The sequence below is a fragment of the Pollutimonas rozaliensis genome, from assembly GCF_048751585.1.
Taxonomy (GTDB): Bacteria; Pseudomonadota; Gammaproteobacteria; order Burkholderiales; family Burkholderiaceae_B.
Genome location: NZ_JAZHOB010000010.1, coordinates 152,802 through 165,587, shown reverse-complemented (window position 1 = coordinate 165,587; position 12,786 = coordinate 152,802). Strand labels below are relative to the sequence as shown.

Sequence of the window (12,786 nt, the reverse complement as noted above, 5' to 3'; positions counted from 1 at the left end):
TCCATTCATTCCTTGATTTCGGGCTTGCGGGCTTCGACCACGACAAAGGCCGCGACCATATCGCTCTCATCCGTAATTGAAACATGCGCCGCGCCGAAACGGCGGCCGTACCAGCTTGCCAGAGGCTCGGACAGGTGCACGCATGGCTTGCCGCTGGCTTCGTTAAGGGTTTGCATCCGCGGCCAGGTCATGGGGCTGTGCATGCCCAGGCCTATGGCCTTGGAGAATGCCTCTTTGGCGGCAAAGCGCGAGGCCAGGAAACGCAGGCCGCGCTGCGGATCGCGCCGATAGCGGATATTGAATTTTTCCATTTCCCGCGGGCCCAGGATTCGGCGCGCGAAGCGCTCGCCGTGACGGGCGAATACGCGCTCGATGCGCTCCAGGCGCAACAAGTCGACCCCGATTCCGGCCACGGCGGCCCCGACAGCATGCGTAATCATCCATACGTCCGTTAACGTTTGCGAACCTAGAATGATACCTTCTTGGGGAATTGGCTGCGGCAAGGGGACGGCGCAATGCCTGCCCGCAAACAGCGCCCTATTTGGGCCGCTTGTCGATGACCCGCCTGGCCTTGCCCGTAAGCGTGCGTTCGACCAGCCCCGCCGTCTGCACGGTGACGCGCGCCGATACGCCAATATAGGTCTTGACCGCATGCTTGAGCTTGCCGGCCAGTTGGTCGCGTTCGGCAACGCTCAGATGGTCGAACTCGGGACGCACTTCCGTCAGGATCTCGAGCTCGTCCAGATTGCCGCTGCGCGTCAGCACCAACTGATATTGCGCCGCCAGCTCGGGCATCTTCAGCACGACTTCCTCGACCTGCGTCGGGAACAGATTGACGCCGCGGACAATAAGCATGTCGTCGCTGCGGCCCGTGATCTTGCCGATACGGCGCATGCTGCGCGACGTCGGCGGCAACAGCCGGGTCAAATCGCGGGTGCGGTAGCGTATCACCGGCATGGCTTCCTTCGTCAGCGAGGTGAACACCAGTTCGCCCTCTTCCCCATCGGCCACGGCTTCGCCCGTATCCGGATTGATAATCTCGGGATAGAAGTGGTCCTCCCACACCACCGGGCCATCCTTGGATTCGACGCACTCCATGGCCACGCCCGGGCCCATGACCTCGGACAGGCCGTAGATGTCCAGCGCATCGATGCCTGCCCGTTGTTCGATGTCCTTGCGCATCTGGCCCGTCCAGGGCTCCGCGCCGAATATGCCTATGCGCAGGGAGCTATCGCGCGGATCCATGCCCTGGCGCTCCATTTCCTCGATGATGTTGCAGAAATACGAAGGCGTGACCAGAATGATGCCCGGCTTGAAATCCTGGATCAGTTGCACCTGTTTCTCGGTTTGGCCGCCCGACATCGGGACCACCGAGCAACCCAGCTTCTCCGCCCCATAGTGCGCGCCCAGCCCGCCAGTGAACAGGCCATAGCCGTAGGCCACATGGGCAATGTCGCCGGGACGGCCGCCGGCCGCCCAGATCGAGCGGGCCACAAGATTGGCCCAGTTATCGATATCCTTGGCGGTATACCCCACGACGGTAGGCTTGCCGGTGGTGCCGCTGGAGGCGTGGATGCGGGAAACCTGTTCGCGCGGAACCGCGAACATCTTGAACGGATAGTTGTCGCGCAGGTCTTGCTTGGTCGTGAATGGAAAGCGCGAAATATCGGACAACTGCTTCAGGTCGTCAGGATGGACCCCCGCCTTGTCGAACGACGCCCGGTAATGGGGCACGTTGTCGTATGCGTGCTTGAGCGACCATTTCAGGCGTTCGAGCTGCAGGTTCTGCAATTCATCCCGGCTGACATGCTCAATGGCATCGCGCCCGGCATTCGACGATTTCGACTCAGACATTTTCCACTCCTACCCTATACCTGCGTTTCAAATGAATACGGGAGCCCGGGTCTGAAAAACCGGACATTCCGCTGTTTTTTAATGGCTATTCGCCGACCACCTGGCCTTTTATGCGGTACGAACGTCCGCGGAAAATGGCGATGCGCTTGCCGTCCTGGTTGGTGACCTGCACGTCGTATACGCCCGTGCGCCCGGCCAGCGAATATTCCGTCGCATGAGCGGTCAGCACATCGCCCTCGAAACCCGGAGCCAGATAATCGATCGTGCAGCCCGACGCCACCGTTGCCGCATTGCGCGAATTGCACGCGAAGGCGAAGGTACTGTCCGCCAGGGCGAAAATGAAGCCGCCGTGGCAGGTCTTGTGCCCGTTGAGCATGTCGGCCCGCACCGTCATCGACATGCTCGCCTGCCCCGGTCCGACCGAAACGACACGCGCTCCCAAGGCTTGCGACGCCGCATCGCCGTCGTACATGGTCTTGGCCGTCAGTTCGGCCAGCGCCTGCGGATCCTCGGGAATGGATGGGGAATCTTGCATGGGCTTGGATGCCAGGGAGCTCATTACTTCCCCTTGAATGCCGGCTGGCGCTTGCCCAGGAAGGCGGCCACGCCTTCGGCGTAATCGTGACTGGCGCCCAGTTCGCGCATCAGGTCGCGCTCCAGGTCCAGTTGATCGTCCAGGCTGTTGGCCAGGCTCTGGTTCAGCGCCCGCTTGGTATAGGCCAGGCCCTTGGTGGGCGCATCGGCGAAATGCCGGGCCAGCTCATCCAGGCGCGCATCGAAAGCATCGTCCGGCACGCATTGCCAGATCAGGCCCCACTGCTCGGCTTTCTCGGCACTGAGCTTATCGCCCAGCATGGACAATCCCATTGCGCGGGCCTGCCCCACCAAGCGCGGCAGAATGTAGGTGCCGCCCGTATCGGGCAAGAGCCCAAGGCGGCAGAACGGCTGGATGAAGCTGGCCGACTGCTTGGCAATGACGATATCGCCGGCCAGCGCCAGATTGGCGCCGGCGCCGGCCGCCACGCCATTGACTCCCACGACCACGGGCAAAGGCAGCGCGCGCAGGCGCCGCACCAGCGGCGCGTAATACTTTTCGATGGTGGAGCCCAGGTCGATCGGCGCCGAGCCGGCGCTCATTTCGCGCTCGGACAAATCCTGGCCCGCGCAGAAGCCGCGCCCATTTCCCGTCAGCACCAGGACGCGCGCCTGGCCGCCCTCGACCTTCGTCAGGGCGTCTGCGAATTCGCCATGCATCGCCGCGGTAAAGCTGTTCAGCTTGTCGGGGCGATTGAAGGTGATGCGGGCGATGCCGCCGTCCAGGTCAAAGACAATATTCTCGTAGCTCATGAAGTCTCCAGTTTTTTATGCATGCCAGCGTGTTTGCACGACGCGGAAACGATTGGCCACATAGGCGCTGTCGGACAAGGCCGCGTTGGCGGCCGGATTGGCGCCGGTGCCATGGAAATCGCTGAATGCCGCCGTCTGGTTCACGAAGACACCGCCGGTCAGGTTCAGCGACAGCGACACTCCGGCCCGTTCGGCGGCCTTTTCCACTTTCTTTGCCACGGCATCGTCGGTGGTGTAGGCGGCCAGGGTCAGGGCGCCATGCTCGACCACCGTATCTTGAGCCAGCCGGATGCTGCTGTCGGTGGAATCGGTAGCAACCACAAAAACTATGGGGCCGAACCATTCGCGCATGATGGCCGCGTCGGCGGCATCCGCCTTCAGCAGCAAGGGCGTCAGCACGCGGGCACCCTGGAACTGCGGGTGCTCCAGGGCACGGCTGTCGCACAGCACCGGCAGGCCCAGCGCCCGCGCTTCGTCTATGCGGCGGACAACGCCGGCGTTCTGTATGGCACCGGTGATTTCCACCGCGCGGGCCGGATCGGACACCAGCTTCTCGACGGCTTGTGCCAGGCCTGTGGCCACATCATCGAAACTCAAGTGGCCGTCGGCCGTCTTGATGCCGTCGCGCGGGACGTAGATGTTCTGCGGCGCCGTGCACATCTGTCCGGAATACAACGCAAACGAAAACGCCAGGTTGCGCGCCACGCTCTTGAAATCGTCGGTCGAATCGATGACGACCTGATTCACGCCGGCCTTTTCCGTGTACACCTGCGCCTGCCGCGCATTCTGCTCCAGCCAGTTGCCGTTGGCGCTGCTGCCGGTGAAATCGATCAGCTTGACCGCGGGATCCAGCGCCAGTTGCTGGGCCGTCTCGTCGCCTGCCGGGTGCGCCGCCAGCAACACCACATTGGGGTCGAAACCGGCCTCGGCCAGGACTTCGCGGGCGATCTTCACGGTGATGGCCAGCGGCAGGATCACGCTGGGATGCGGCTTGACGATCAGGGTATTGCCCGTTGCCAGGCTGGCAAAAATTCCCGGATAACCGTTCCAGGTCGGAAAGGTGGAGCAGCCGATCAGCAGGCTTATGCCGCGCGGCACGATGGTGAATCGCTTTTGCATCCTGATGGGGTCGTGCTTGCCTTGCGGCTTTTCCCAGGAAACCAGTCCAGGAATGCGCGCCATCTCCTGCCAGGCATAGGCCACAGCTTCAAGGCCGCGATCCTGCGCATGCGGGCCGCCCGCCTGGAACGCCATCATGAAACCCTGTCCCGTAGTGTGCTGGACCGCATGGGCGATCTCGAAGCTGCGCTGATTCAAGCGCTTCAGGATCTCCAACGATACGCCTACCCAGGCCTGCGGACCGGCTTCCCGCCACGATTCCAGCGCTTGCTTCGATTGCTCGATCAAGGCGGGAACGGATAGCCGCGGATAGCGGATCCCAAGCTCGAAACCGTAAGGCGAGACTTCGCCCGCCACACTGCCTTGCGCCCCCTGCAAGGCCAAAGGAAAATCCTTGTCCTTGTAGGCCTCGAAGGCGGCACGGCCTTCATCCGCGGCCGCCTCGCCGTATACGCGCGGGCTGGGCGACTCGGAAAATGGGCTCCAGTAGCCGCGCGTGGCGGCGGCCGCCACAGCCTGTTCCAGGACATCCTGATGAGCCTTGAAAAAATCGGTCGACACGGTGTTCACTCCTGTTGGCCGGCCAGCGCCTTTTGTGCGATGGCCAATATTGATTGCTGGGCCGGCAAGCGCCACGCGGCGCTCCGCCCTCGTATGAAAATCAGGTTTCCTGGTCGAAATCGATCACCAGCTTATCCGTAACCGGAAAACTCTGGCAACTAAGAACGAAACCGCGCGCAACCTCGTAGTCTTCGAGCGCGAAGTTCGCATCCATGTCGACTTCGCCTTCGATGACCTTGCAGCGGCAGGTCGAGCAGACTCCGCCCTTGCAGGAATACGGCAGTTCCACCCCTTGGGCCAGCGCGGAATCGAGCACGCTGTCCTTGTTCTTCTCTATGGTGAGCGTGCGGGTCAGGCCGTCCTGCACGACGGTCAATTCGCACAGTTCCCGGCCGGGAGCCTTGCGGGCCTCGTGTCCCGTGCGCAAGGCGCGCGGACCTTTGGGTGATCCAAACAACTCGAATTTGATCTGCGATTTTTCCAGGCCCTTGTCGCGCAAAGCCTGCGTCACCGACTCCGTCATGTCTTGCGGTCCGCAGACGAAGGCATAATCGATTTGCGAGGGCGGCATCCATAGGTCCAGCAGTTGCGCGACCTTGGGGCCGTCCAGGCGGCCGTTGAACAGGTCGATGTCCTGATGTTCGCGGCTCATTACATAGACCAGCGAAAAACGCTCCATATAGCGGTTCTTCAGGTCTTCGATCTCTTCGCGAAACAAGACGGCCGACGAGGCCCGATTGCCGAAAAACAGGGTGAAGCTGCTGCGCGGCTCAATGTCGAGCGCGCTCTTGACCAGCGACAGTATGGGGGTGATTCCGCTGCCCACCGCAAACGCGGCATAGCGGCGGGCATGCTGCGGCGCGAATTCCACGGTGAAATGGCCGTCCGGCGGCATGACTTCCAGCTCTTGGCCGGCCACCAGATGCTCGTTGGCCCATCCGGAAAAGGCGCCGTCGTTCAGGCGCTTGATCGCCACCCTTAACAACTTGTCGCCCGGGGACGCGCATATCGAATAGGAACGGCGCAGCTCTTCCCCATCGAGCTGCGCCCGCAGGGTCAGGTACTGGCCGGGCCGGAATGCGAAGGTATCGCGCAGTTCGACCGGTACGTCGAAGGTCACGACCACCGCATCCCGCGTATTCTTGGCCACCGAGGCCACTTTCAATGAATAAAACTGACTCATAGGAAAACTAATGTGCCTTGAAGTAGTCGAACGGCTCGCCGCAGTGCATGCAGCGATACAGCGCTTTGCAGGCTGTCGAGCCGAAATGGCTGATGGGGCGCGTATGCTCCGAGCCGCACAAGGGGCAAGGCACGACCACATCCGCCGCGCGCCTGGTGATGCCGGAAATATCGATGGCCTTTTCTCCTGGCGGCGCAATGCCGTAGCCCTGCAGGGCCTCGCGCCCCTTCTGGCTCATCCAGTCGGTCGTCCAGGCCGGCGACAGGCGCGTTTCGATGCGCAGTTGCTCTATGCCTTGCGCCAGCAAGGCGTCGCGTATCCCGGAGGAAATCTCCTGCATGGCCGGGCAGCCCGAATACGTGGGCGTGATCGTTACCACACAGGTGGGACCATCCCAGGAGATATCCCGGACCAGGCCAAGATCCACCACCGACAGCACGGGGATTTCCGGATCGGGCACCTTGGCCAGCCATTGCAGGATCTGCTGCGCCGGAACGGAAGCGACGGCGGTATTCACCACGAAGCTCCTGGATAGGCCCGTTGCAAATGCTGCATCTCGGCCAATATGTATCCCAGGGCTTCGGTGTGGCGGCCATGTATGCCGCCGCGATAAGCCAGGTGATTCGCCTGATCGGGATCCGGCATGACCAGCGTCGCCTCTTGCAGCGTGGCCTTCACATGATCCAGCCAGGCGGGCCATAGGCTGGCATGCGCCGGTACGACTTTGCGCTGCGCCAGATCCTGGCTGGTTTCGTCGTCGGTGAAGAGCTCGCCCACGAAACGCCAGGCATCGTCGACCGCCGCCTGCATCCTGGCGCGGCTTTCGGCCGTGCCGTCGCCCAGGCGCACAATGATGTCCGAGGAACGCCGCACATGATAGGTGACTTCCTTGATGGATTTTTCGGCAATGGCGGCCACGCGCTCGTCCGACGAAGCACAGAGTTCCTTGAGCAGGAAGTAATGCCATACATCGAAGAAAAACTGGCGCACTATGGTATCGCCGTAATGGCCGTTGTCGTGCTCGACCAGCAGGTAATTGCGGTATTCGGGCGCATCGCGCAAGTAGGCAAGCTGATCCTCGTCGCGCGCAAGACCCTCGACCTCGCCGGCCAGGGTCAGCCACAAGCGCGCCTGGCCCAGCAGGTCGAGCGCCACGTTCGTCATGGCCAGATCCTCTTCCAGCGCCGGACCGTGGCCGGTCCATTCGGAGACGCGATGCGAAAGAATCAGGGTGGTGTCGCCCATGCGCAGCAGGTACTGAAACAAAGCTTGATCCATGACGCCTCCTACATGTGCTTGACTTCGTCAGGCATGGGGAAGAAGGTCGGATGGCGATAGACCTTGTTGTTGGCCGGCTCGAACAGCGGCTCTTTATCGCCGGGGCTGCTGGCCACCACGTCGGCCGCCTTGACCACCCAGATGCTCAGGCCTTCGTTGCGGCGCGTATAGACGTCGCGCGCGTTATTGATCGCCATTTCGGCGTCCGGCGCATGCAGGCTGCCTACATGCTTGTGGGCCAGGCCATGCTGGCTGCGAATGAATACCTCCCACAGAGGCCATCCTTGTTCGCTCATTTTTTCACCCCCAAATACCGCGCATGTCGCCGGCAGTCAATCAGAAACGGGCCGGCACGCGTCCGGCCGCGATAAACAAAACGTCAAGCCGCCGCCTTCTTCGCGGCGCGCTTGTCGGCGTAAGCACTGAAAGCCTCGCGCACCCAGGCGCCGTCCTCATGCGCCTTGACGCGAGCCTGAAGGCGTTCGCGATTGCAAGGGCCGTTGCCCTTGATGACGGCGTAGAACTCGGACCAGTCGATTTCACCGAAATCGTAGTGTCCCCGCTCCTCGTTCCATTTCAAATCGGGATCGGGCACTTTCAGGCCCAGATATTCAGCCTGGGGCACGGTCTGGTCGACCATTTTCTGGCGCAGTTCGTCGTTGGAAAAAAGCTTGATGCGCCATTGCATGGACTGGGCGCTATTGGGAGATTCGGCATCGGAGGGGCCGAACATCATCAGCGCCGGCCACCACCAGCGATTGAACGCCTCCTGGCACATGTCTTTTTGCGCCTGGGTGCCGTGCAGGCACATCTGAATGAGCAAGTCATAGCCCTGGCGCTGATGGAAGGATTCTTCTTTGCAGACGCGCACCATGGCGCGCGCATAAGGCCCATACGAACATCGGCACAGGGGGATCTGGTTGATGATGGCCGAGCCGTCGACCAGCCAGCCTATCATGCCGATGTCGGCCCAAGTCAGGGTGGGGTAATTGAAGATGCTGGAATACTTGGCCTTGCCCGAATGCAGGTCGTCGACCAGATCGTCGCGCGAAACGCCCAGGGTCTCGGCCGCGCTGTACAGATACAGGCCATGGCCCGCCTCGTCCTGCACCTTGGCCAGCAAGATGGCCTTGCGTTTGAGCGAGGGCGCGCGAGTGATCCAGTTGCCCTCGGGCAGCATGCCGACAATCTCGGAATGCGCATGCTGGGAAATCTGGCGCACCAGGGTCTTGCGATAGGCTTCGGGCATCCAATCCTTGGCTTCGATCCGGATGCCTTCATCGATACGTTCCTGAAAAACCCGCTCGGCTCCCGCCAACTGGCTCACGGAACGAACGCTTTCGACTCCGGTTTCAACTAGCTGGGCATACATGGCGATCTCCTGTCTGTCTCATTCATGCTCATTCAGCGATGTTTCATTATTTAATACAAAAATATTGATGTCAATCAAATTTTAGTATCAAATAGGGTTAATCCCCGTTTCGTATAAGATGGCCTGTCCGTAAAAAATTCGACCCCATGCCCGATACGCATTCCACGCTGCAACGACTGGTTCACTCCCTGCTCGAACATGATCCGCCCCGGGCCAAGTCCCTGTGCGTCACGCTCCTGGGAGACGCCATCGAGCCTCACGGCGGCAGCATCTGGCTAAGCGATCTGATCGAACTCGTCACCCCTTTGGGCATCAATGAACGGCTCTTGCGCACCAGCGTATTCAGACTGGTCGCCCAGGATTGGCTGCAATCGGAACGGCATGGGCGTCGCAGCCTGTATCGCCTGAGCGAACAAGGCCTGGAGCTGACCCGTCAAGCATCGGGACGCATCTACGACGGCTCCCCCGCCGAATGGGAAGGCGACTGGACCCTGGTGATACTGCCGCGCTTCGGCAACGGCAGTCTGGACAAGCGCGGCGAAGTGCGGCGCGAATTGATCTGGGCCGGTTTCGGCGCCATTGCGCCCGGCGTTTTCGCCCTGCCTCGCAACCAGACCGCCGCCGCGCAAAAAGTGCTGAACAAGCTGAAGCTGGCTGGCCATGCCCTGGTGCTGGGCGCCCATGAAATGAATGAAGGGAACGGCCTGGTGATCAGCGCCCTGGTATCGCAGTGCTGGGATATGGAAGGGGTTGCTCGGCAGTATAGGAAATTTTCCGAAACCTTCGGCCCCATCCGGCAAGCCGCCAACCGGCACATGCGGCCGTCCCAGGCCTTTGCGATACGCGCCCTGACCTTGCACGAATGGCGGCGCATCGTCTTGCACGATCCGCAATTGCCGGGGCAGTTGCTGCCGCCGGACTGGCCCGGCCATGCCGCCCGCGCGCTTTGCGGCAAACTGTACTGGACGGTCTTCGACCTGGCCGAAGAGCACCTGGAACAGCTGCTGGGCCAGGACCCCGTACGCTACCAGGCCTTGAAGCCCTATGCGCTCGAACGGTTCGGAGGACGTGAAAAACAGGCCGAATCGCAGGCGGCATGAGCGGCAAACGGGTTCTTTACCGCTTTATGTGTGCATCGGGCGCGGCAAGGCCTACAGCTTTATGAAGTGTTCGCGGTAATGCTTCAGTTCTTCGATGGACTCATAGATGTCCGCCAGGGCTTCGTGCCGGCTTTTTTTCACAAAGCTCTTGTAGACCTCGGGCTTCCAGCGCAGGGACAGTTCTTTAAGCGTGCTGACATCAAGGTTGCGGTAATGGAAGAACTCCTCCAGCTTGGGCATGTACTTGACCATGAAGCGGCGATCCTGCCCGATGGTGTTGCCGCACATGGGCGATTTGCCCGCCGGCACATGCTGCGACAGGAAAGCCAGCAATTGGTCCTCGGCCTGCGCTTCCGTCAGCGTGGAAGCCTTGACCTTGTCGATCAGGCCGCTTTTGCCGTGCGTGGATTGATTCCATTTATCCATGGCGTCAAGCAGGGCATCGCTTTGGTGTATAACCAATACCGGGCCTTCCGCCACAAAAGTAAGATCGGCTTCGGTAACGACCACCGCCACTTCGATAATGCGTTCTTTTTCCGGATCGAGTCCCGTCATTTCCATATCGAGCCATACTAAACGCTGGTCATTCGCCGCCATATAATCCTTCCTTAAAACATAGATTTTCGCACACGGTCCGCCTCTTATGTTCACCTTGCTGTTTGCCGCCTTCCTGCTGACCGATATCCTGGCCCGGCTGTGGCTTGCCTCGCGCCAGGTACGCCATGTGCAAAAGCACCGGGCCAGCGTTCCAGCCGAGTTCTCTGATCGCATCGGATTGCACAGCCACCAGCGCGCCGCCGACTACACCGTCGCCAAGATGCAGTTTTCCATGGTGGAGCACATCGTCGAGGCCGGGATCCTGGTCGCCCTGACCTTGCTGGGCGGCCTGCAGTTTCTTGACACCAACCTGGGCCAACTGATCGAAAACGAAATGCTGCGCCAGTTGGCGCTGATCGGCGCCGTGCTGGCCCTGATGGGCGTGGTCGGGCTGCCTTTCTCGGCCTGGCGCAAATTCAGGCTGGAAGCGCGCTTCGGCTTCAACCGGATAACACCGCGCCTTTTTGTGCTTGATACCCTTAAAACACTTATCGTAACCCTGATCCTGGGGACGCCGTTGGCGGCCAGCGTTTTGTGGATCATGGGTAACGCCGGACCCAACTGGATATGGTGGGCCTGGGGCACATGGGTGCTGTTCAATTTCCTTATCCTGTGGCTGTTTCCCACCGTCATCGCCCCGCTGTTCAACAAGTTCACGCCGCTGGACAATCCCGAAATGGCGGAACGCATACATCAGTTGGCCAAGCGCTGCGGCTTTTCGCTGCGCGGCCTGTTCGTCATGGACGGCTCGAAGCGCTCGGCGCACGGCAACGCCTATTTCACCGGCTTCGGCAAGGCGCGCCGCATCGTGTTCTTCGATACCTTGCTGGCCCGGCTGAACATCGACGAGATCGAAGCCGTCCTGGCGCACGAGCTGGGACATTTCAAGCACAAGCACATCATCAAGCGCATGTTCGTCAGCTTCGCCGTGGCGCTGGCCTTCTTTCTTCTGCTGGGCTGGCTGTCGACCCAGGTATGGTTCTACACCGGCCTGGGCGTCGTGCCGCAATTGGGCCGCCCCAACGATGCGCTGGCGCTCATTCTAATATTCCTGGCCGTCCCAGTATTCACGTTCTGGCTGACGCCGCTGGCCAGCTGGATGTCGCGCCGCGACGAATTCCAGGCCGACCGCTATGCGGCCCGCCAGTGCCCTCCGGATTGGCTGGTCTCGGCGTTGGTCAAGCTCTATGACGACAACGCCGCCACACTGACCCCCGACCCGGTGCATTCGGCGTTCTACGATAGCCACCCGCCCGCCGTGATACGCATACAAAACCTGAAGCATGGTTGATACCCCCGCCCTGCAAGGCCGCATCGTAGCCGCCCATGGCCGCCACTACACCGTTGAGATGACCGACGGCCATATCCGCAAATGCTTTCCCCGGGGAAAAAAGACGGGCGCCGCAGTGGGGGATCATGTCATCGTCAGCCCGCAGGGCAACGACGAAGGATCCATCGACCGCATCCTGGAGCGGCGCAATCTGCTCTACCGCTCGGACGACATGCGCACCAAGCAGTTTGCCGCCAATGTGGACCAGTTGCTTATCGTCGTGGCGCCCGAGCCGTCCTTTTCCGACGATCTATTGGGCCGCGCCCTGGTGGCGGCGCAAAGCGCGGACATCGCTCCCATCGTCATCCTGAATAAGATCGATCTGCCGGCCGGCGTGTCCCAGGCCCGCGAGCGCCTGGCAAAACTGGCCAAGACCGGTGTGCAGATCATCGAATTAAGCGCCTTGGCGCCGCAGGCAATGCGCGATACCCTGCTGCCGCGATTGGAGGGCCGCTGCAGCCTGCTGCTGGGCCAAAGCGGCATGGGCAAGTCGACGCTGCTCAATGCGCTGGTGCCGGAAGCCCGCGCACACACCCAAGAACATTCCCAAGCGCTGGGCACGGGCAAACACACCACCACCAGCACGCGCCTGTATCACCTGCCCGACGGCTCGGGCGATATCATCGACTCGCCCGGTTTCCAGGCCTTCGGCCTTTACCACCTGACGACCAGCGACATAGAGCATGGCTTTCCAGAGTTTCGGGAAGGCATACAGCACTGCCGATTCTATAACTGCACACATCGCCATGAACCGGGCTGCGGCGTGCTGGCAGCCCTGGAACGCGGGGAAATCGCCCCCGAGCGGCACGAACTGTACAAGCGAATACTGGCCGAGAATGAAGCGCAGGGGCGGTACTAGACATGTATGAACCTGCCGCTCTGTAAGGGTGCTGATCGTCATGGCCTGCGTGGGCTTTCAGAGTGTCAGATTGGCTTCAATTCTCATCTGAGCGGCTTTTCTCTGGGTCTTACATTGGACTGAGGATAACCGCTGAGCTACGCGACTAACTCGCTTACCTTAAAAACCATAAACACTACCTATGCC

General features: G+C 61.1%; 14 protein-coding genes. 3 read left to right on the top strand and 11 right to left on the bottom strand.

The window, feature by feature from the left end; all coding sequences use genetic code 11:
• Positions 1–5 precede the first annotated feature (5 nt).
• From acpS to paaA, 10 genes are all read right to left on the bottom strand, one after another.
• Positions 6–440, bottom strand: coding sequence for a holo-ACP synthase (gene acpS / locus V0R37_RS19005; protein WP_420376040.1), 435 nt, complete (start codon positions 438–440; stop codon positions 6–8).
• Between the two features lie 97 nt (positions 441–537).
• The gene (gene paaK / locus V0R37_RS19000; protein ID WP_420376039.1) at positions 538–1,854 is read right to left on the bottom strand and encodes a phenylacetate--CoA ligase PaaK; all 1,317 of its coding nucleotides are present in this window, start codon (positions 1,852–1,854) and stop codon (positions 538–540) included.
• Between the two features lie 85 nt (positions 1,855–1,939).
• Entirely contained in the window at positions 1,940–2,413 is a 474-nt protein-coding gene (paaI, locus tag V0R37_RS18995; RefSeq protein ID WP_420376038.1) for a hydroxyphenylacetyl-CoA thioesterase PaaI, read from the bottom strand.
• Positions 2,413–3,201: a 2-(1,2-epoxy-1,2-dihydrophenyl)acetyl-CoA isomerase PaaG gene (gene paaG, locus V0R37_RS18990; RefSeq protein WP_420376037.1), complete on the bottom strand. Its 789-nt coding sequence runs from the start codon at positions 3,199–3,201 to the stop codon at positions 2,413–2,415. Before paaG ends, paaI begins: the two co-directional genes overlap by 1 nt.
• 15 nt (positions 3,202–3,216) lie before the next feature.
• Entirely contained in the window at positions 3,217–4,881 is a 1,665-nt protein-coding gene (gene paaN, locus V0R37_RS18985) for a phenylacetic acid degradation protein PaaN (RefSeq protein ID WP_420376036.1), read from the bottom strand.
• A 100-nt stretch (positions 4,882–4,981) separates the two neighbouring features.
• Positions 4,982–6,064 (bottom strand): 1,2-phenylacetyl-CoA epoxidase subunit PaaE, encoded by a 1,083-nt coding sequence (paaE, locus tag V0R37_RS18980; RefSeq protein ID WP_420376035.1) that lies wholly within the window; start codon positions 6,062–6,064, stop codon positions 4,982–4,984.
• A gap of 7 nt (positions 6,065–6,071) precedes the next feature.
• Positions 6,072–6,581: a 1,2-phenylacetyl-CoA epoxidase subunit PaaD gene (gene paaD, locus V0R37_RS18975; protein WP_420376034.1), complete on the bottom strand. Its 510-nt coding sequence runs from the start codon at positions 6,579–6,581 to the stop codon at positions 6,072–6,074.
• A complete protein-coding gene (gene paaC / locus V0R37_RS18970) occupies positions 6,578–7,342 on the bottom strand; it encodes a 1,2-phenylacetyl-CoA epoxidase subunit PaaC (RefSeq protein WP_420376033.1) in 765 nt (254 codons plus the stop codon). Before paaC ends, paaD begins: the two co-directional genes overlap by 4 nt.
• A gap of 8 nt (positions 7,343–7,350) precedes the next feature.
• Positions 7,351–7,638 (bottom strand): 1,2-phenylacetyl-CoA epoxidase subunit PaaB, encoded by a 288-nt coding sequence (paaB, locus tag V0R37_RS18965; RefSeq protein ID WP_420376032.1) that lies wholly within the window; start codon positions 7,636–7,638, stop codon positions 7,351–7,353.
• A gap of 83 nt (positions 7,639–7,721) precedes the next feature.
• On the bottom strand, positions 7,722–8,714 hold the full coding sequence (gene paaA / locus V0R37_RS18960; protein WP_420376031.1) for a 1,2-phenylacetyl-CoA epoxidase subunit PaaA: 993 nt from the start codon (positions 8,712–8,714) through the stop codon (positions 7,722–7,724).
• A 146-nt stretch (positions 8,715–8,860) separates the two neighbouring features.
• On the opposite strand from paaA, the gene paaX reads away from it, so the two are divergent.
• Positions 8,861–9,814, top strand: coding sequence for a phenylacetic acid degradation operon negative regulatory protein PaaX (gene paaX / locus V0R37_RS18955; RefSeq protein WP_420376030.1), 954 nt, complete (start codon positions 8,861–8,863; stop codon positions 9,812–9,814).
• Between the two features lie 51 nt (positions 9,815–9,865).
• Here paaX and orn read toward each other — a convergent pair whose 3' ends face one another.
• A complete protein-coding gene (gene orn, locus V0R37_RS18950) occupies positions 9,866–10,411 on the bottom strand; it encodes an oligoribonuclease (protein WP_420376029.1) in 546 nt (181 codons plus the stop codon).
• Between the two features lie 46 nt (positions 10,412–10,457).
• On the opposite strand from orn, the gene V0R37_RS18945 reads away from it, so the two are divergent.
• Both V0R37_RS18945 and rsgA read left to right on the top strand, forming a co-directional pair.
• Positions 10,458–11,702, top strand: coding sequence for a M48 family metallopeptidase (locus V0R37_RS18945; RefSeq protein WP_420376028.1), 1,245 nt, complete (start codon positions 10,458–10,460; stop codon positions 11,700–11,702).
• Positions 11,695–12,600 carry a ribosome small subunit-dependent GTPase A gene (gene rsgA / locus V0R37_RS18940; RefSeq protein ID WP_420376027.1) on the top strand — a complete coding sequence of 302 codons (906 nt, stop codon included), beginning with the start codon at positions 11,695–11,697 and terminating at the stop codon, positions 12,598–12,600. The genes V0R37_RS18945 and rsgA overlap by 8 nt, the downstream gene beginning before the upstream one ends.
• The last annotated feature ends 186 nt before the right edge of the window (positions 12,601–12,786 follow it).